Raw genomic sequence first — 19638 nt, forward strand, 5'->3', positions numbered from 1 at the left:
ACCCGTGAAGCCCGGCGGCGCGACGCGAAAGAGGGGCACATGAAAACGGCGGCCCCGAGGCCGCCGTTTCCGTTTTCGCGCAGGTTGCGCGTCAGTGATCGCGCTGCGACGAGCGCGCGGGATTCGCCCGCCCGCGGATGGCCATGTAGGCCCAGAACACGTAGCCGGACAGCCCGTACAGCACGAACAGGCAAAACAGCATCAGCGGCGGGTCGGACGACACGAGCACGAACGCGACGACCACCAGCAGGATCGCCGCGAACGGCACGCGGTGCCGCACGTCGAGCGCCTTGCCGCTGTAGAACGGCGCGTTCGATACCATCGTCACGCCCGCGTAGATCGTCAGCACGAACGCGACCCACGGCAGCCAGCCGAGCTTCATCGGCACGCGGTTGTCGGTCGCGAGCCACACGAAGCCGGCGATCAGCGCGGCGGCGGCCGGGCTCGGCAGCCCCTGGAAGAAGCGCTTGTCGACGACGCCGATGTTGGTGTTGAAGCGCGCAAGGCGCAGCGCGGCGCCCGAGCAGTAGACGAACGCGGCGAGCCAGCCCCAGCGGCCGAGATCCTTCAGCACCCACTCGTACATCACGAGCGCGGGCGCGACGCCGAACGACACCATGTCCGACAGGCTGTCGAACTGTTCGCCGAACGCGCTTTGCGTATGCGTCATCCGTGCGACGCGCCCGTCCATCCCGTCGAGCACCATCGCGACGAAGATCGCGATCGCGGCGATCTCGAAGCGCACGTTCATCGCCTGCACGACCGCGAAGAAACCGCAGAACAGCGCGGCGGTCGTGAACGCGTTCGGCAGCAGGTAGATGCCGCGCGTCTTCAGGAACCGCTGGCGCGCGGCACGGCGGCTTTCCGGCACCGGATCGGGCGCCATTATCTTGTTGCGGCGGAACGGGCGTGGCGTCTGGCTGGACCCGTTGCGCGGCCGGCGGGGTTTGAATGCGGCCATCGTGGGCTCCGCCGGTTACTGTTCGAGCTCGGCGAGGATCGTCGACGACGCGTAGACCTTCTCGCCGATCGAGACCTTCGCGCGGCTGCCGAGCGGCAGGTACACGTCGACGCGCGAACCGAAGCGGATGAAACCGTAGCGCTGGCCGCGCGACAGCGGTTCGCCGGCGCGCACGTAGCAGAGGATCCGGCGGGCGACGAGGCCGGCGATCTGCACGGCGGTGACGGTCTTGCCGCTCGCCGTCTGGATCACGAGCGCATTGCGCTCGTTCTCGGTCGACGCCTTGTCGATTGCCGCGTTCAGGAACGCGCCCGGGAAATACTCGACCTTGGTGACCGCGCCGTCGACCGGCGAACGCTGCGAATGGACATTGAAGACATTCATGAACACGCTGATCTTCAGCGCTTCGCGGTTCGCGTACGGATCCTGCGTGGTCTCGACCGCGACGATGCGGCCGTCCGCCGGACACAGCACCGCGTTCGGCTGCGCCGGAATCGGGCGCTGCGGGTCGCGGAAGAACTGGACGACGAAGACGAGCAGCAGCCAGAACGGCCACGCGAAGCCGAAGCCCCCGACGGCGTGGATCAACAGCGCGATGACGGCAGCAATCGCGATGAACGGCCAGCCTTCGCGCGCGATGATCGGATGAGGATAGTTCATGGATTCGTTCTGTGTTCGGTGAATTGCAAAGCCCGTAGGATAGCAAAAGCCGCCCGGGGCACTACTGCCTTCGGGCGGCTTTTTGATGCCGACCCTCCACTCGAAGGGCCGGAACGGCGCGCAATGCTTAGTTCTTCGTCTGGTCGACGAGCTTGTTCTTCGCGATCCACGGCATCATCGCACGCAGCTTCGCGCCGACCTGCTCGATCTGGTGCTCGGCCGTCAGGCGGCGACGCGACTGCAGCGTCGGGGCGCCTGCCTTGTTCTCGAGGATGAAGCTCTTCGCGTACTCGCCCGTCTGGATGTCGGTCAGGCACTGCTTCATCGCCTTCTTCGTCTCTTCCGTGACGACGCGCGGGCCCGTCACGTACTCGCCGTACTCGGCGTTGTTCGAGATCGAGTAGTTCATGTTCGCGATGCCGCCTTCGTAGATCAGGTCGACGATCAGCTTCAGCTCGTGCAGGCACTCGAAGTACGCCATTTCCGGCGCATAGCCGGCTTCGACCAGCGTCTCGAAGCCTGCCTTGATCAGCTCGACGGTACCGCCGCACAGCACGGCTTGCTCGCCGAACAGGTCGGTTTCGGTCTCTTCACGGAAGTTCGTCTCGATGATGCCGGCACGGCCGCCGCCGTTCGCTGCCGCGTACGACAGCGCGATGTCGCGTGCCGCGCCCGACTTGTTCTGCGCAACCGCGATCAGGTGCGGCACGCCGCCACCCTGCGAGTACGTGCCGCGCACGGTGTGGCCCGGTGCCTTCGGCGCGATCATGATCACGTCGAGGTCGGCACGCGGGATCACCTGGCCGTAGTGGACGTTGAAGCCGTGCGCGAACGCCAGCGCCGCGCCCTGCTTGATGTTCGCGTGCACTTCCTTCGCGTACACGTCGGCGATCTGCTCGTCCGGCAGCAGCATCATGACGACGTCCGCGCCCTTCACCGCTTCAGCGACTTCCTTGACCGACAGGCCTGCGTTTTCGGCCTTGCTCCACGACGCGCCGTCCTTGCGAAGGCCGACCGTCACGTTCACGCCGCTGTCCTTCAGGTTCAGTGCGTGCGCATGGCCTTGCGAGCCGTAGCCGATGATCGTGACTTGCTTGCCCTTGATGAGGGAGAGGTCGGCGTCTTTGTCGTAGAAAACGTTCATGATGGGTTCCTTCGCTAATTCAAAAATTCAACAATTCGTTCGGATTGGGTACTGCGGGCCGGGACATGACGGCGCACCCGGCGTGCCTCTTCGGCATTACACCTTCAGGATGCGCTCGCCGCGTCCGATGCCGGAGCTGCCGGTACGCACGGTCTCTAGGATCGCGCTGGCGTCCAGCCCCTGGATGAATGCGTCGAGCTTGTCGCTCGCGCCCGTCAATTCGATCGTGTAGGTCTTTTCGGTCACGTCGATGATGCGGCCGCGGAAAATGTCCGACATCCGCTTCATTTCTTCGCGCTCCTTGCCCACTGCACGTACCTTGATCAGCATCAGCTCGCGTTCGATGTGTGCACCGTCGGTCAGGTCCACCACTTTCACCACCTCGATCAGGCGGTTCAGATGCTTCGTGATCTGTTCGATCACGTCGTCCGAGCCAATGGAAACGATGGTCAGCCGCGACAGCGATTGGTCTTCGGTCGGCGCCACCGTCAAGGTTTCGATGTTGTAGCCGCGTGCGGAAAACAGACCGACCACGCGCGACAGCGCGCCCGGTTCGTTCTCCAGCAGGACGGAAATGATGTGTCTCATGTTCGCTTCTTCCAGAATGTGTCCGTGTCGATTCACTCGCGCCGCGCGCCGCCCGGTGCCGCACCGCCCTTCGTGAAGGCGGCCGCGCCGGCGCCAAGCGCGCGTCGCGCCGTTACAGATCTTCCGATCCGAGCAGCATCTCGGTGATGCCCTTGCCGGCCTGTACCATCGGCCAGACGTTTTCGGTCGGATCGGTCTGGAAATCGAGAAACACGGTGCGGTCCTTCAGGCGCAGCGCTTCCTTCAGCGCCGGCTCCACATCCGAGGTCTTTTCGATCCGCATGCCGACATGGCCGTACGCTTCGGCGAGCTTCACGAAATCGGGCAGCGCATCCATGTACGAATGCGAATAGCGCTTGCTGTATTCGATCTGCTGCCACTGGCGGACCATGCCGAGATAGCGGTTGTTCAGCGAAATGATCTTCACGGGCGTGTCGTACTGCAGGCAGGTCGACAGTTCCTGGATGCACATCTGGATCGAGCCTTCGCCCGTGATGCACAGCACGTCGTCGTCCGGGTGCGCCATCTTGACGCCCATCGCTGCCGGCAGGCCGAAGCCCATCGTGCCGAGGCCGCCGGAGTTGATCCAGCGACGCGGCTTGTTGAAACGGTAGAACTGCGCGGCCCACATCTGGTGCTGGCCGACGTCCGAGCACACGAACGCGTTGCCGTCCGTCAGCTCCCACGCCTTCTCGACCACGTACTGCGGCTTGATGATCTCGCTTTCGCGGTCGAACTTCAGGCAGTCCTTCGAGCGCCAGCCCTCGATGTCCTTCCACCATTGCGCGAGCGCGTCGGTATCGGGGCCATGCTCGGCCGTCTGCAACTGCTCGATCAGCTCCTTCAGCACTTCCTTGACGTCGCCGACGATCGGGATGTCGACCTTCACGCGCTTCGAGATCGACGACGGGTCGATGTCGATGTGGATGATCTTGCGCGGACGCGACGCGAAGTGCGCCGGATCGCCGATCACGCGGTCGTCGAAGCGCGCGCCGATCGCGATCAGCACGTCACAGTGCTGCATCGCCATGTTCGCTTCGTAGGTGCCGTGCATGCCGAGCATGCCGAGGAATTTCTTGTCCGACGCGCGATAGCCGCCGAGGCCCATCAGCGTGTTCGTGACCGGGTAGCCGAGCAGGTCGGCGAACTGGTTCAGTTCGCGCGCCGCGTCGGCGAGGATGATGCCGCCGCCCGTGTAGATGTACGGACGCTTCGCCGACAGCAGCAACGACACGGCCTTGCGGATCTGGCCCGAATGGCCTTTCGTGACGGGGTTGTACGAGCGCAGCGACACGCTCTTGACCGGCTCGTACTGGCACGGGGTCTTGGAGATGTCTTTCGGAATGTCGATCAGCACCGGGCCCGGACGGCCGGTGCGGGCGATGTAGAACGCCTTCTTGACGGTTTCCGCGAGGTCGCGCACGTCCTTCACGAGGAAGTTGTGCTTCACGCACGGACGCGTGATGCCGACGGTGTCGCACTCCTGGAACGCGTCCTGGCCGATCGCGGCAGTCGGCACCTGGCCGCTGATCACGACCATCGGGATCGAATCCATGTAGGCCGTCGCGATGCCGGTCACCGCATTGGTGACACCGGGGCCGGACGTCACGAGACAGACGCCGACGTTGCCGGTGGAACGCGCATACGCATCGGCTGCATGCACGGCCGCCTGTTCGTGGCGCACCAGCACGTGCTGAATCTTGTCCTGCTTGTAAAGCTCGTCGTAGATGTAGAGTACCGAGCCGCCGGGGTAGCCCCAGATGAATTCGACGTTCTCGTCGGCCAGTGCCTTCATGAGCACGGTGGCGCCGATGGAGTCGCTATCGGGAAGGGAAAGGGGTTCCGACGTGGAGAATTCCGCGCTGGGCATGTTCATTTTGACCTTTCGAATTTTCGGCAAAAAATTGATCGGGTGCTCTCTGCCGGGCTTGTGGCTCGGGTTCAAGCGGCGCGTCCAGTTTGAAGGGCGGGCTTCTTGGGCCAGCCTCAAATGAGACCATCACTTCATGTTGCGAATCGCTGACGATAGCCGGTCACGATTGGGCCGTCAAGCAAAATATCCCGCAGCGCATCATGGCCGCCGCCCGCCGGCCCGCGGACGCGGCTCGCGCACAACGTGGCGCGCCGCAACCGGTGCCAAGTCGCGCGAAAATTTGTTAGCATCCGCGGGTTTTACGAAATTTTTCGACCCTTTTCACACGCCGCAGTCCGCAGCGCATACCTTTACGGAATGGCATCAGACAAGGAACTCGCCGACTTTCTGGCGGGCGTCGAAAGGCGCGCGTTCAAGCAGGCTGCCTACGCCGTGCGCGACGACGATGCGTCGCTCGACATCGTGCAGGACGCGATGATCAAGCTGGCGGAGAAATACGGCGACCGGCCGGCGGCCGAGCTGCCGCTGCTGTTCCAGCGGATCCTGCAGAACGCCATCCACGACTGGTTCCGCCGGCAGAAGGTCCGCAATACGTGGGTCACGCTCTTCTCGTCGCTCAACAATACGGACGACGACGACTTCGATCCGCTGGAAACACTCGAATCGGCGGACGACAATGCGGGAGTCGAGAGCACGGAGCACCGCCTCGAGCGGGAACAGGTTCTGGCCCTGATCGACGAAGAAATCCAGAAACTTCCGGCGCGTCAACGGGAAGCGTTCCTGATGCGTTATTGGGAAGATATGGATGTCGCCGAGACTGCCGCCGCAATGGGGTGCTCCGAAGGCAGCGTCAAGACGCACTGCTCGCGAGCCACTCATACCCTGGCACACGCGCTCAAGGCCAAAGGAATCACGCTATGAGCTCCGCTCCCGTAAATCGAGAATACGAATTCGCGCTGAAGGTCCGCCGCGCGCTGGACGAACGTGCCGCGGCGCTGCCTGCCGCGACCACCGACCGTCTGGCCGTCGCGCGCCGGGCCGCGCTCGCGCGCAAGAAGCCGGAACCCGCGAGCGCGCCGGTGTTCGTGCCCGCCTTCGCCGGTGCGGCCGGCGCATACGGCATGCCGCCCGCGAGCCATCCGCAGGCCAGCCGCCCGTCCGCGTCGCTCGCGCGCCGCCTGCTGCGCGCGTGGCCGCTCGCGCTGCTGCTGGCGGGGCTCGTCGGCATCGCCTACTGGGAAGACATGCAGCGCACCGCCGAGCTCGCCGACATCGACGCGGCGATGCTCAGTGACGACCTGCCGCTCAACGCGTATCTCGATCACGGGTTCAACGCGTATCTTTCGCACGCACGCTAACAGACAATAACGAGGGGATCGCACGGGTGAATCAGAAACGCGGCCTGGCCGTATTTTTCGGATGCGTGATCGCGATCGCCGTTTCCTACGTCGCCACCTACTCCCGATTCAACCCGCCCCCCGCGACGGTCTCCGCCGCGGCCAGCAGCGCACCCGCGCCGACCTCGGCCGCCGCCGCGCTGTCCACCGAACTCGCCCCGCTGCCCCTGCCGCTGCCGGCCGCCAACGGCCCGCTGTCGTGGGCGCGGCTGACGCCCGCACAACATGCGGCGCTCGCGCCGTTCGCCGATCAGTGGGACGGCTTCAGCGATGCGCGCAAGCGGAAATGGCTGAAGATCGCATCGCGTTTCGCGAAATTGACGCCGGATGAGCAAAAACACCTGCAGGACCGAATGTCCGAATGGGCGCGGATGACGCCCGAGCAGCGGCGCGTCGCACGCGAGAATTACCAGAGCGCGAAGGAGCTGTCCGCGCAGGCGCGCGAGCGCGCGTGGAAGGCCTACCAGCAATTGCCTGAAGAACAGAAGCAACGGCTCGCGGCGACCGAGCGCCGCCGCCGGCCGAGCGTCGTCAGCGCGCCGCCGACCGTCGCCGACCGCGATGTGCGCCGCCTCGTCAATTCGCACGACCATCCGGCGAGCAACGTCGCCGCCGTGCCGGTGCCCGCCTCGGCCAGTGCCGGCTTGCCGCCCGCGGCGTCCTCCACGTCCGGTACCGCGCCTGCCCCCGCACCGGCCGTCGTCACGCCGGTGTCGCCGGCCGACGCGCCGTCGATGTTCAAGGGTTCCTGATCGGCCGTGGCGAACGCCTCCGCACCCCAGGCCCCGGCCGTTGCCGCGCCGTCCGTGCGGCGGCGCCTCGCGGCGATGCTGTACGAAGCCGTGCTGCTGTTCGGCGTCGTGTTCTTCGCGGGCCTCGCGTTCAGTCTCGCGATGCAGCAGCGCAACGGGCTCGTCCATCACGACCTCCTCGCCGCGTGGATCGCGCTCGTCGTCGGCGCGTATTTCGTCTGGTTCTGGACCCACGGCGGCCAGACGCTGCCAATGAAGACCTGGCGGCTGCGGCTCGAATCGTCGAGCGGCCGGCCGCTGAGCGCCGCGCATGCGCTCGTCCGCTATGCGCTCGGCTGGCTGTGGTTCCTGCCGCCGCTCGCGCTGCATCCGCTGCTCGACCTGTCGGTGCCCGTCACGCTCGCGCTCGCCGCCGCATGGATCGTCGCGTGGGCCGGCGCCGCCCGCCTGCACGCCGATCGCCAGTTCCCGCACGACCGCCTCGCGCGCACGCGCGTCGTCGCGATTCCGCGCTGACGAGCTGACGCCCCGCGCGGTTCGTGCATCCGTCAGACGAAACCCGTCGAAACCGCCCGCAGCACCGCCCCGCGCGCCTTTCCCGATAGCGACAGGCCCGTCGGTTCGGCAGGTTGCACAACCCCGCCCCATTCACCGCTAAACACGCCGCGACGACAGTAATAAGAACGTCTCGTGACTGTCACGGCATGGTCACGCCCACATGGCGCAATGCCGGTAATGTCAATCGGCGCGAGTCATGCATGGGCCAGAAAACGTCCGCGACCTCCCTGTTCCGTCAACCGCTCGGCGCCCGCGCCGTCACCGCCTTCGTGTCCGGCTCGGCCGCAACCGATGCCCTGTCGGCGCACGAGCCGCCGACCGCGCACGCGACGCAGCACGACGACCCCGAACCGTCCGCGCATCGTTATCGCACGATCTGGCTGTCCGACATCCATCTCGGCTCCAGCGGCTGCCAGGCGCCGTACCTGCTCGACTTCCTGCGCCACAACGATTCGGAGTACCTGTACCTCGTCGGCGACATCATCGACGGCTGGCAGCTGAAGAAGGGCTGGTACTGGCCGCAGGCGCACAACGACGTGGTGCAGAAGGTCCTGCGCAAGGCACGCAAGGGCACGCAGGTGGTCTACATCCCGGGCAACCACGACGAAGGCGCGCGGCAGTTCTGCGACCTCGCGTTCGGCGACATCCAGGTGCGCGGCGAGGCATTTCACACGACGCTCGCGGGCAAGCGTCTGTGGATCGTGCACGGCGACCTGTTCGACGGCGTGATCCAGCACGCGAAATGGCTCGCATATCTCGGCGACACGCTCTACACGCTGATCCTCGTGCTGAACCGCTGGTTCAACCGGATCCGCAGCCGGCTCGGCTTCCAGTACTGGTCGCTGTCGCAGTACCTGAAGCACCAGGTGAAGAACGCGGTGAACTTCATCTCGCAGTTCGAGACCGTGATGACCGACGAAGCGCGCCGCCGCGGCTGCGACGGCGTCGTGTGCGGGCACATCCACAAGGCCGAGATCCGCGACATCGACGGCGTGCTGTACTGCAACGACGGCGACTGGGTCGAGAGCCTGTCCGCCCTCGTCGAAACGATGGAAGGCGAACTGAAGATCGTCTACTGGACGGCGATGCGCACCGCGCCGTCCGCAGCCCCGTCGCGCAAGGCCAAGGCCACCGCCTGACACAACTCCACTTACAGGACACAGCCGCGATGAAGATCATGATCGTCACCGATGCATGGGAACCGCAGGTCAACGGCGTCGTGCGCACGCTCAAGAGCACCTCCCGCGAACTCACCGCGCTCGGCCACCGGGTCGAAATGCTGACGCCGCTGGAATTCCGCACGGTGCCCTGCCCGACCTACCCCGAGATCCGCCTGTCGATCCTGCCGTACCGCAAGCTGCGCGCGCGCATCGATGCGTTCGCACCCGACGCGCTGCACATCGCGACCGAAGGCCCGCTCGGCCTCGCCGCGCGACGCTATGCACGCTCGCGCAAGCTGCCGTACACGACCGCGTATCACACGCGCTTTCCGGAATACGTGCAGGCGCGCTTCGGCATCCCGCTGTCGGCGACCTACAAGTTCCTGCACTGGTTCCACGGGCCGTCGCTCGCGGTGATGGCGCCGACCCCGGTCGTGAAGCAGGATCTCGAGAAGTTCGGATTCACGAACGTCGTGCTGTGGACGCGCGGCGTCGATCTCGAGATCTTCCGGCCGATGGAGTCGAAGGTGCTCAACACCGCGCGGCCGATTTTCCTGTACGTGGGCCGCGTCGCGATCGAGAAGAATGTCGAGGCGTTCCTGCGTCTCGACCTGCCCGGCTCGAAGTGGGTCGCGGGCGAAGGCCCGGCGCTCGCCGAGCTGAAATCGCGCTATCCGGAAGCGAACTATCTCGGCGTACTGTCGCAAGCCGAGCTCGCCAAGGTGTATGCTGCGGCCGACGTGTTCGTATTCCCGAGTCGCACCGACACGTTCGGCCTCGTGCTGCTGGAGGCGCTCGCGTGCGGCACGCCGGTCGCCGCTTACCCCGTGACGGGCCCGATCGACGTGCTCGGCGGGGGCGCTGCCGGCGCGATGCACGAAGACCTGCAGGAAGCCTGCCTCGAGGCGCTGAAGATCGAACGCGACACTGCCCGCGCGTGGGCCGAGCGCTTCTCGTGGCGCGCGGCGTCCGAGCAGTTCGCATCGCATCTGAAGCCGCTGCCAAAGACCGCGTACTCGCCCGCCGAAGGTGCCGCCGTTTGAAACGAGACCTGAACGACAAGACCCCCGACGCTGCCGCGACAGCGCAACTGCATCATCCGTTCGATGAAGAAGAGCCGCACGCCGATGCGGACGTGCACACGCACGAACCGCTCGGCCCCGACGATCGTCTGGCGCCGCTGCCGCCGAATCCGTACAAACGCCACCGCGGCATCACGCGCGCGTGGTACGCGCTCAAGCATTCGCTGAACGGGTTTCGCGTCGCGATCCGCGAGGAGAGCGCATTTCGCCAGGAACTCACGCTCGCCGCGCTGATGCTGCCGATCGGTGCGTTCTCACCGGTCCCGGCCGCGTCGCGCGCGCTGCTGATCGCGTCGGTGCTGCTCGTGCTGATCGTCGAGCTGCTGAACTCGAGCGTCGAGGCCGCGATCGATCGCATCTCGCTCGAACGCCACGAACTGTCGAAGCGCGCGAAGGACCTGGGCAGCGCGGCGGTCACGGTCGCGCTGTTCGCGTGCGTGACGACGTGGGGCTTCGTGCTCGGCCCGGTCGTCGCGCGCTGGCTCGGCTTCTAGCGGCATCCGCGGCAGCACCGCCGTGCGGCGGTGCACCATGCGGCGGGAACGCGCGGCGATCACGAAATGCGCCGTTGGCAGGAAACAGCGGTTTATAATCGTCCGCTAGACTTAGAACAGCAACCCGCGCCGGACGAATCTCGCAGCATCGATTGCAGCGCCCGCCAGTCCGGCACACACAGGGCCGGACGACATGGAAGCGAAACCTCCCCGCCGCACCCGCGAACGGATTCTCGAGTTGTCGTTGAAACTCTTCAACGAGATCGGCGAGCCGAACGTCACGACCACGACGATCGCCGAGGAAATGGAAATCAGTCCAGGCAACCTGTACTACCATTTCCGCAACAAGGACGACATCATCAACAGCATCTTCGCGCAGTTCGAGCAGCAGATCGAACGGCGGCTGCGCTTCCCCGAAGATCACCGTCCGACGATCGACGAGACCTGGTCGTACCTGCAGTACATGGCCGACTTCATGTGGACCTACCGGTTCCTGTATCGCGACCTCAACGACCTGCTCGCGCGCAACCGCACGCTCGAGACGCACTTCAAGCAGATCATCAGCCACAAGGTGCGCTTCGCGCACGACATGTGCGAACTGCTCGTGTCGGACGCCGAAATGGTCGCGACGCCGGCCGAGATCGAAGTCATCGCCACCAACATGGCCGTGATCTCGACGTACTGGCTGTCGTATCAATACGTGATGCATCCGCGCAAGTACAACGATCAGGACGCGATCCGCGAAGAGCTGCACCAGGTGAGCATGCACGTGATCTCGGTGATGGCCCCGTACCTGCGCGGCCGTTCGCGCCAGCTGTTCGACGATCTCGTCTCCGGCAAGCTGCCCAAGCGCCAGTTCACCGACTACCTGCCGCCGCGCGACGGTTCGCCGCGCCCCGCCGGCAGCCCGGTCACCGCCAGACCCGCCGCGAAGGATACGAAACAATGAAGGCAGTGTGCGTTTACTGCGGCTCGTCGTCCGGCGTGCGGCCCGTCTATGCGGACGCCGCGCGCGCGTTCGGCCGCGCGCTCGTCGATGCGGACCTGACGCTTGTCTACGGCGGCGGCCGGGTCGGCCTGATGGGCGTGATCGCCGATGAAGTGATGGCGGCCGGCGGCCGTGCGGTCGGCGTGATCCCCGAGCTGCTCGTCGACAAGGAAGTCGGTCATACCGGGCTGTCGGAGCTGCACGTCGTGCCCGACATGCACCACCGCAAGAAGATGATGGCCGACCTCGCCGACGCGTTCGTCGCGATGCCCGGCGGCGCCGGCACGCTCGAGGAACTGTTCGAGGTCTATACGTGGGCGCAGCTCGGCTATCACCGCAAGCCCGTCGCGCTGTACAACATCGATTCGTTCTACGATCCGCTGATCGCGCTGCTGCGTCATACGGTCGACGAAGGCTTCATGCGTCCGACCTACTTCGACGCGCTGTGCATCGACGCCGAACCGGTCGCGCTGATCGATCAGCTGCGCCGCTACCAGCCGCCCGTCCGCGACAAGTGGGCGTCCGACGACGCGGCCAAGTAACGCTTACGGAGAGCCACGCGCGATGCCCGCACTGTCCGATCGCAAGGCCGTCCTGATCACCGGCGCGAGCCGCGGCATCGGCCGCGCGACCGCCGTGCTCGCGGCCAAGCGCGGCTGGGACGTCGGCATCAACTACGCGCGCGACGCGGCCGCCGCCGAACTCACCGCGCGAGCCGTTCGCGACGCCGGCGCACGCGCGTGCGTCGTCGCCGGCGACGTCGCGAACGAGGCGGACGTCGTCGCGATGTTCGACGCAGTCACGGCGGCGTTCGGCCGCCTCGACGCGCTCGTCAATAATGCGGGGATCGTCGCGCCGTCGATGCCGCTCGCCGACATGCCGGCCGACCGGCTGCGGCGGATGTTCGACACCAACGTGCTCGGCGCTTATCTATGCGCGCGCGAAGCCGCGCGCCGGCTGTCCACCGACCGCGGCGGGCGCGGCGGCGCGATCGTCAACGTGTCGTCGATCGCGTCCCGGCTCGGTTCGCCGAACGAATACGTCGACTACGCGGGCTCGAAAGGCGCGGTCGATTCGCTGACGATCGGCCTGGCGAAGGAGCTCGGCCCGCACGGCGTGCGCGTCAACGCGGTGCGCCCGGGCCTGATCGAGACCGAAATTCATGCCAGCGGCGGCCAGCCGGGGCGCGCCGCGCGCCTCGGCGCGCAGACTCCGCTCGGCCGTGCGGGCGAAGCGCAGGAGATCGCCGAGGCGATCGTCTGGTTGCTTGGCGACGCGGCGTCATACACGACGGGCGCGCTGCTCGACATCGGCGGCGGACGATAATCGCCCCGCAGGCGCCCCGACGCGCCGACTGAACATTCTTCTGGTCACGACACCACAAATCTCCACAATATCGTGACCATTTCAGTAAACATTCGTAACACTTCCATGCTCTACTAGCGCCAAGCCTGAAAACGGTCGGTCATCCGGCTGTCTTTCTCGCATTGATGCGCCCCTTATTGGTTCCGGCCCATGTCGCCGGACCGGCTTGACCCGACCGAGATCTTTTCCATGCCCGGAACCGCAGCACCCGGCCGGCGACGCACGTCCTCCGTGCCCGCTTCGGCCACGCACGCCCGATCAGCCGCCGATCCCGCCCCCAACGCGACGCTCAATGCCGCCGGCACGCCCGCCGTGGCAGGCGCCACCGCGACGAAGGGCCCCGGCGATCGCGTGCTGCGGCTCGGCTGGCGCGTCTGGCTGCTGGTCGCCGCGCTGGTCTGCGCGTATACGCTGCCGGGCGTGCTCGGCCACGATCCGTGGAAGCAGGACGAAACCTATACGTTCGGCATCATCCAGCACATGCTCGAGACGGGCGACTTCGTCGTGCCCACCAACGCCGGCCTGCCCTTCATGGAAAAGCCGCCGCTCTACGCGTGGGTCGCGACGAGCCTCGCGTGGCTGCTGCAGCGCGTGATGCCGCTGCACGACGCGGCACGGCTCGCGAGCGCGCTGTTCGCCGCGCTTGCGTTCGGCTTCATCGCACGCGCGGCACGCAGTGCCAGCCGCGCCCACGGCTGGCTCGACCTGCGCGTGATCGGCCCCGTCGTGCTGAGCGCGGGCACGCTCGTCGTCATCAAGCACGTTCACGACATGATGACGGACGTCGCGCTGTTCGCCGGCACCGCGATGGCCTTCTGCGGCCTGCTCGAGCTCGTGATGCAGCACGTCGCGCGTGCGCAGCAGATGCGGCATGCGCTGCCGATGCAGCCGTCGGGCCGCTGGGCCGCGCCGATGTTCGGCGCGGGCGTCGGCATCGCGCTGATGGCGAAGGGGCTGTTCGTGCCGCTCGTGTTCGCCGCCACGCTCATGGGCGCGCTGGTGCTCTACCCGGCCTGCCGCACGCGCGCGTTCGCGCGCTCGCTCGCGGTCGCCGCGCTCGTGTTCGCACCGTTCGCGCTGATCTGGCCGATCGCGCTGTTCCTGCGCTCCGAGACGCTGTTCATGACCTGGTTCTGGGACAACAACGTCGGCCGCTTCTTCGGCTTCTCCGTGCCGGAGCTCGGCGCGGAAAACGACAAGCCGTTCTTCATCCTGCGTGCGTTCCTGCTCGTCGGCTTCCCGGTCGCACCGCTCGCGATCGTCGCGCTGGCGCGCGGCGCATGGCGTGACTGGCACGCGCCGCGCGTCGCGCTGCCCGTGCTGTTCGCCGGCATCGGCCTCGCGGTGCTGCAAGTGTCCGCGACCTCGCGTCAGCTCTACATCCTGCCGTTCTTCGCGCCGCTCGCGCTGATCGCCGCGCAGGCGATCGAACGCCTGCCGCGCGGGCTGCATCTCGCGTGGGATTATCTGAGCCGCCTGCTGTTCGGTAGCGCCGTCGCGCTCGCATGGGTGATCTGGGCGGTGATGGCCGATCCGCGCGCATCGCGGGCGAGCCTCGCCCCGCTCGGCCGCTGGCTGCCGCTCGACTGGACGATGCCGATCGTGCCCGGGTTCGTGATCGGCGCGCTGGTGCTGACCGTCGGCTGGCTGTCGCTGCTGCCGAAGCTGCGCACGACCGGCCCGTGGCGCGGCGCGCTGTCGTGGGGCGCGGGCGCGCTGGTGGCGTGGGGCCTCGTGTATACGCTGCTGCTGCCGTGGCTCGACGTCGCGAAGAGCTACCGGTCGGTATTCGACGACCTGGACGCGCATCTCGCGCTCGAATGGCGCGACGACGACTGCATGGCAAGCCTGCACGGGCTCGGCGAGTCGGAAGCGCCGATGCTGTACTACTTCTCCGGGATCCAGCACACGCCGATCGACGACGCGAAGACGACGCGCTGCACGTGGATGATCGTCCAGGGCGTGCGGGCCGTCGATCCGGCGCCGGGCAGCGAATGGAAACTGTTCTGGAGCGGCGCGCGCCCGGGCGACAACGCGGAACTGCTGCGCGTCTACGTGCGCACGCCTGAAGCACACGACGCGCCGTGATGCAAGGCGGCGCCGCGCAACGGCGCCGTCGTAGTGATCCCCGGCCCGGCGTCACGCCCCGCGCGCCACCGCTGCGCACGTCAAAACGACGAACCGGGCTCGCGCAGGAAGGCCGCCTCTTCGTCGGTCGACGCGCGACCGAGAATCGCGTTCCGGTGCGGGAACCGCCCGAAGCGCTCGACCACCGCCGCATGGCGCAGCGCGAAGTCGTGATAGCTCTCGCACCCGGCTTCGTCGCGAATGCCCGCGCACAGCCGCACGGCCTCGCGCTGGCTCTCATGCGACTCGTCATGTTCGAACGGCAGGTACGCAAACGCGCGGTGATGACCGCTCGGCAGTTGCGCGTCCCACCCGGCCGCGACGACGCGCCGTGCGAGCGCCAATGCCTTCGAATCGGCGGCGAATGCGCGCGGCGTGCCACGATGAATGTTGCGCGAGAACTGGTCGAGGACCACGATCAGCGCGAGCGCACCAAGCGGCGTGGCGGCCCAGTGATCGCACGCGCCGTCGCACGCGGCGTCGAGCAACGCGCCGTAGCGTGTGCGCAGCACGTCGTCGAACGCCGCGCCGCCGTTGAACCACACCTTGCGCGCGTGGCCGAACTCGGCCGAACCCGGCTCGCCGAACCAGAAATCGAGAATCTCGCGCGCTTGCGGATCGAGCGCCGCGGCGGTGTCGGTCAGGTTGTCGATCGTCATGCAAACTCCAGTACGACGCGGCGTGTCCGCGCGCTCTTCTTTTCAAGTTTGGCGACCCGCAGATCGCCGATTTCCGACGTGTTGCGCACGTGCGTGCCGCCGCACGGCTGCAGGTCGACGCCGGCGATGCGCAGCAGCCGCACGCGGCCCAGCCCCATCGGCGGCTTCACGCTCATCGTGCGCACGAGCTCGGGCCGCTCGGTCATCTCCGCGTCGGTGATCCATTCGGTCGTGACCGCATGCGCGCCGCTGACCAGCTCCGCGAGACGGCGCTCGACGTCGGCGCGGTCGATCGCGTCGGACGTCGCGAAATCGAGCCGGACGTAGTCGGACGTCACGCTGCAGCCGTCGACCGGGTACGGCAGCACCGCGCACATCAGGTGCGCGGCCGTATGCAGCCGCATGTGCCGGTAGCGGCGCTGCCAGTCGATGCCCGCGACCACGCGCGCGCCGGGCGCGAGCGCCGCGACACGTGCTTCCTGGCCCGGCGCGGGCACGTGCACGGCGTCGTCGGGCGTTGCGCCGTCGAACTTCGCCTTGCGCGTGTCGGCGATCGCGATCGTGCCGCCGTCGGGCAGCGTCAGCATGCCGGTGTCGCCGGCCTGGCCGCCGCCGAGCGGATAGAACACCGTGCGATCGAGCCGGATGCCGTCATCGCCGACGGCCGCGACGACGGCGTCGCATTGCGTCAGATAGGCATCCTCGCGAAACAGGGCCTGGGTCGTCATCGGGGGAACCTCGTATCGAGCGGGGAAACGGTCAGTGTCGCGCCGCACCGGCGCGGCGCCCAGACGCAGATCGTCCGGCGTCCGGACAGTGGCGTACCGGTCGATCAACCGGGCCGGTTGCGCATCCAGTCGGCCGTGTCGTAGAACGAATGCATGAGCCGCTCGCGCAGCGGCTCGGGCAAGCCGGTGTCCTCCATCGCCCACGCCATGCAGCGCAGCCACTGGTCGCGCTCGACCGACGCGATCGGGAACGGCAGGTGCCGTGCGCGCAAGCGCGGGTGGCCGAACCGGCTGATGTAGTGGTCGGGGCCGCCGAGCCAGCCGCACAGGAACCAGAACAACTTGTCGCGCGAACCGTCGAGCGACGCCGGATGCAACGCGCGAATCTCCGCGAACTCGGGCTCGAGGTCCATCAGGTCGTAGAAACGGTCCACCATCTCGCGCACGCGGGCTTCGCCGCCCACGAGCTCGAACGCCGTCGGCTGCGACGGCGCATCATCATTCACATCGGTCATTACGGATAATCGGAAACGGGATATTCGGGGCCGCCGGCGACGCTCAGGCGTCGCGCAGCGACTGCAGCGCGGGGCGCCGCAACACATTATGCAGGCTCAGCCAGCCGGCCGCACCGGCGCACGCGACGCCGGCCGCGATGCCGGCCGGCACGAGCCACGGATCGACGGCGAGCTGGAAGTCGAACACGCGCGAGGCGAGCACCCAGCCGACCGCGATCGCACCCGCCGACGCCAGCGCACCGGCGAGCGCGCCGACGACGATGAATTCCGCGCGCTGCACCGCGTTGACCTGCGCGCGCGACGCGCCGAGCGCACGCAGCAGCGCGGCCTCGTGCACACGCTCGTCGCGCGAGCCGGCGAGCGCCGTGTACAGCACGAGCACGCCGGCCGCGAGCGTGAACCCGAACAGGAACTGCACCGCGCCGACCACCTGCAGCATCATCCGCTGCAGCTGCGCGAGGATCGGCGCGACGTCGATCGCGGTGAGGTTCGGGTAGCGCGCGATCAGCGGATCGAGCAGCGCCGCCTGCTCGGCCGGCAGGTGGAAGCTCGTCAGATAGACGGCCGGGAAATCCTTCAGCACGGGCGGCGGCATCAGCACGAAGAAGTTGACGCGGAACGAGCCCCAGTCGAGCTTGCGCACGCTGGTGACCGGCGCATCGACCGTCAGCCCCGTCACGTCGAAGCGCAGTGTGTCGCCCGGTTTCACGTTCAGGATCTTCGCGAGCCCGTCCTCGATCGAGATCTCGGGCCTCGCCGAGTGACCGAACCAGTGGCCCGCGACGATCCGGTTGTCGGACGGGAGCTCGGTCGTATACGACAGGTTGAATTCGCGGTCGACGAGCCGGCGCGCTTCGTCCGACGGATACGCGTCCGGGTTCACCGGCTTGCCGTTGATCGCGACGAGCCGGCCGCGCACCATCGGCGCGGGCACCGCGTCGCGCACGCCGTGCGCGGCGAGCCACGCCGCGACGTCGTCGCGCTGGTCGGGCTGGATGTCGATCAGGAACTGGTTCGGCGCATCGGGCGGCGTCGACTGCCGCCAGCCGGCGACGAGGTCGTTGCGCGTGATCGCGATCAGCAGCAGGCACATCAGGCCGAGCGCGAGCGCGGTGATCTGCAGCGCGCTCGCCGTGCCGCGCCGGTGCAGCGACGCGAGCGCGTAGCGCCAGCCGATGCCCGCAGCCACGCGCGCATTGCGCACCGCGCGCGCCGCCGCGTACAGCACGAGCCGCGCGATCAGCGAGAAACCGACCAGCGCGCCGGCGAACCCGCCCGCGACGATCAGCCCGAGCTTCAGGTTGCCCGCCGCGACGATCAGCAGCCCTGCGAACAGCACGACGCCGATCGCATACGCGGCCCACGCGATACGCGACGCGTCGCCCCAATCCCGCCGCAGCACGCGCACCGGCGGCACGCGCGTGAGCGGCGCGAGCGGCGGCAGCGCGAAACCGAGCAGCAGCACGAGCGCGGCGCCCACCCCGACGAGCGCGGGCCAGAGGGTCGGCGCCGGCAGCGCGACCTCGATCAGGCCGCCGAGCGCGGCCAGCAGCGCCCAGTGGCCGACGTAGCCGAGCACCGCGCCCGCGATGCCCGCGACGATGCCGATGCCGGCGAATTCGAGCGCGAACAGCGCGCCGAGCGTGCGGCGGCTCACGCCGAGGCAACGCATCGTCGCGCAGCCGTCCAGATGGCGCCGCATGTAGCGCTGCGCGGCCATCGCGATCGCGACCGCCGCGAGCAGCGCGGTCAGCAGCGCGACGAGCGTCAGGAAATGGCGCGCGCGATCGAGCGTCTGGCGCACCTGCGGCTGACCTTCCTGCAGCGATTCGAGGCCGACGCCGCGCAGCTTGCCGCCGTCGACGCGCCCGTGCGCGTAGGCCTCGAAGCGCGCGACGGCCGGCGTGTCGCCGGCAATCAGCAGCCGGTACGTGACGCGGCTGCCGTAGCCCGTGAGCCCGGTCGCGGCGAGTTCGTCCGCGCGCATCATCAGCCGCGGCGAGAAATTGACGAACGAGAAACCGCGATCGAGCTCGCGGGAAATCGACGCGGCGACCGTGAACGTGCGCAGCCCGACGCGCACGGTGTCGCCCGCCTTCAGATGCAACGCATCGAGCAGCGCGGGATCGGCCCACACGGTGCCAGGCGCGGGAATCGCGGTCGCCTTGTGCGCGGCGCTCGCGCCGGCCGGCACGATCTCGACCGCGCCGCGCAGCGGATAGCCGGGCGACACGGCCTTCACGGCCGCGAGTCGCGCGGGTGCCGCGCCGCTCGCGTGACCGCCGGCGGCCGACGCGATCATGCTCGGGAAGATGGCGGTCGTCGCGGTGCGCAGCCCGAGTGCGCGCGCCTCGCGGTCAAACGACGGATCGACCGGATGGTCGGCACGCACGACGAAATCGGCGCCGAGCATCTGGCGCGCGTCGCGCTCGAGCCCCTGGCGCAGCCGATCGGCGAGAAACCCGACGCTCGTGAGCGCCGCGACCGCAAGCACCAGCGCGAGCACCAGCAGCGTCAGCTCGCCGGCGCGCCAGTCGCGTGCGGTCATCCGCGCGGCCTGATGGATCAGGTCGTGCCAGCCGAAGCG

General features: G+C 67.7%; 20 protein-coding genes. 11 read left to right on the forward strand and 9 right to left on the reverse strand.

Translation table 11 applies throughout. The features are described from left to right. Positions 1-91: 91 nt before the first annotated feature. From pssA to BAMB_RS11650, 5 genes are all read right to left on the reverse strand, one after another. Positions 92-961 (reverse strand): CDP-diacylglycerol--serine O-phosphatidyltransferase, encoded by an 870-nt coding sequence (gene pssA, locus BAMB_RS11630; protein ID WP_006750448.1) that lies wholly within the window; start codon positions 959-961, stop codon positions 92-94. 15 nt (positions 962-976) lie between these two features. Further along, on the reverse strand, positions 977-1621 hold the full coding sequence (locus BAMB_RS11635; protein ID WP_006750447.1) for a phosphatidylserine decarboxylase: 645 nt from the start codon (positions 1619-1621) through the stop codon (positions 977-979). A gap of 127 nt (positions 1622-1748) precedes the next feature. Beyond that, positions 1749-2765, reverse strand: a complete 1017-nt coding sequence (ilvC, locus tag BAMB_RS11640) for a ketol-acid reductoisomerase (protein ID WP_006750446.1) — start codon at positions 2763-2765, stop codon at positions 1749-1751. A 96-nt stretch (positions 2766-2861) separates the two neighbouring features. After that, complete coding sequence (ilvN, locus tag BAMB_RS11645; protein ID WP_006750445.1) at positions 2862-3353, reverse strand: acetolactate synthase small subunit; 492 nt, start codon at positions 3351-3353, stop codon at positions 2862-2864. A 112-nt stretch (positions 3354-3465) separates the two neighbouring features. Next, positions 3466-5229, reverse strand: a complete 1764-nt coding sequence (locus BAMB_RS11650) for an acetolactate synthase 3 catalytic subunit (protein ID WP_011657492.1) — start codon at positions 5227-5229, stop codon at positions 3466-3468. Between the two features lie 354 nt (positions 5230-5583). On the opposite strand from BAMB_RS11650, the gene BAMB_RS11655 reads away from it, so the two are divergent. From BAMB_RS11655 to BAMB_RS11705, 11 genes are all read left to right on the forward strand, one after another. Then, a complete protein-coding gene (locus BAMB_RS11655; RefSeq protein WP_011657493.1) occupies positions 5584-6147 on the forward strand; it encodes an RNA polymerase sigma factor in 564 nt (187 codons plus the stop codon). After that, positions 6144-6584 (forward strand): DUF3619 family protein, encoded by a 441-nt coding sequence (locus BAMB_RS11660; RefSeq protein WP_011657494.1) that lies wholly within the window; start codon positions 6144-6146, stop codon positions 6582-6584. The genes BAMB_RS11655 and BAMB_RS11660 overlap by 4 nt, the downstream gene beginning before the upstream one ends. A gap of 26 nt (positions 6585-6610) precedes the next feature. Continuing rightward, positions 6611-7375 carry a DUF3106 domain-containing protein gene (locus BAMB_RS11665; protein WP_011657495.1) on the forward strand — a complete coding sequence of 255 codons (765 nt, stop codon included), beginning with the start codon at positions 6611-6613 and terminating at the stop codon, positions 7373-7375. A gap of 6 nt (positions 7376-7381) precedes the next feature. Beyond that, positions 7382-7891, forward strand: coding sequence for an RDD family protein (locus tag BAMB_RS11670; protein WP_011657496.1), 510 nt, complete (start codon positions 7382-7384; stop codon positions 7889-7891). A gap of 242 nt (positions 7892-8133) precedes the next feature. Next, positions 8134-9072, forward strand: a complete 939-nt coding sequence (locus tag BAMB_RS11675) for a UDP-2,3-diacylglucosamine diphosphatase (protein ID WP_041491224.1) — start codon at positions 8134-8136, stop codon at positions 9070-9072. 29 nt (positions 9073-9101) lie between these two features. Further along, positions 9102-10136, forward strand: a complete 1035-nt coding sequence (locus BAMB_RS11680) for a glycosyltransferase family 4 protein (protein ID WP_011657498.1) — start codon at positions 9102-9104, stop codon at positions 10134-10136. Beyond that, complete coding sequence (locus BAMB_RS11685; RefSeq protein ID WP_011657499.1) at positions 10133-10669, forward strand: diacylglycerol kinase; 537 nt, start codon at positions 10133-10135, stop codon at positions 10667-10669. Before BAMB_RS11680 ends, BAMB_RS11685 begins: the two co-directional genes overlap by 4 nt. 193 nt (positions 10670-10862) lie before the next feature. Further along, positions 10863-11618, forward strand: a complete 756-nt coding sequence (locus BAMB_RS11690; protein ID WP_011657500.1) for a TetR/AcrR family transcriptional regulator — start codon at positions 10863-10865, stop codon at positions 11616-11618. Further along, a complete protein-coding gene (locus tag BAMB_RS11695) occupies positions 11615-12199 on the forward strand; it encodes an LOG family protein (RefSeq protein WP_011657501.1) in 585 nt (194 codons plus the stop codon). The genes BAMB_RS11690 and BAMB_RS11695 overlap by 4 nt, the downstream gene beginning before the upstream one ends. Before the next feature lie 22 nt (positions 12200-12221). Continuing rightward, on the forward strand, positions 12222-12983 hold the full coding sequence (locus tag BAMB_RS11700; protein WP_011657502.1) for an SDR family oxidoreductase: 762 nt from the start codon (positions 12222-12224) through the stop codon (positions 12981-12983). 228 nt (positions 12984-13211) lie between these two features. Next, complete coding sequence (locus tag BAMB_RS11705) at positions 13212-15110, forward strand: ArnT family glycosyltransferase (RefSeq protein WP_041491382.1); 1899 nt, start codon at positions 13212-13214, stop codon at positions 15108-15110. 80 nt (positions 15111-15190) lie between these two features. Here the strand turns inward: BAMB_RS11705 and BAMB_RS11710 are convergent, their stop codons facing one another. The 4 genes from BAMB_RS11710 to BAMB_RS11725 all read right to left on the reverse strand — a co-directional run bounded on the left by BAMB_RS11710 (position 15191) and on the right by BAMB_RS11725 (position 19599). Next, positions 15191-15808 (reverse strand): DUF924 family protein, encoded by a 618-nt coding sequence (locus tag BAMB_RS11710; protein ID WP_011657504.1) that lies wholly within the window; start codon positions 15806-15808, stop codon positions 15191-15193. Next, entirely contained in the window at positions 15805-16536 is a 732-nt protein-coding gene (locus BAMB_RS11715) for an alanyl-tRNA editing protein (RefSeq protein WP_011657505.1), read from the reverse strand. Before BAMB_RS11715 ends, BAMB_RS11710 begins: the two co-directional genes overlap by 4 nt. 104 nt (positions 16537-16640) lie before the next feature. Beyond that, the gene (locus tag BAMB_RS11720; RefSeq protein WP_006754237.1) at positions 16641-17051 is read right to left on the reverse strand and encodes a group II truncated hemoglobin; all 411 of its coding nucleotides are present in this window, start codon (positions 17049-17051) and stop codon (positions 16641-16643) included. 43 nt (positions 17052-17094) lie between these two features. Further along, on the reverse strand, positions 17095-19599 hold the full coding sequence (locus BAMB_RS11725) for an ABC transporter permease (protein WP_041491383.1): 2505 nt from the start codon (positions 19597-19599) through the stop codon (positions 17095-17097). Positions 19600-19638 lie beyond the last annotated feature (39 nt).

The sequence above is a fragment of the Burkholderia ambifaria AMMD genome, assembly GCF_000203915.1.
Lineage (GTDB): Bacteria > Pseudomonadota > Gammaproteobacteria > Burkholderiales > Burkholderiaceae > Burkholderia > Burkholderia ambifaria.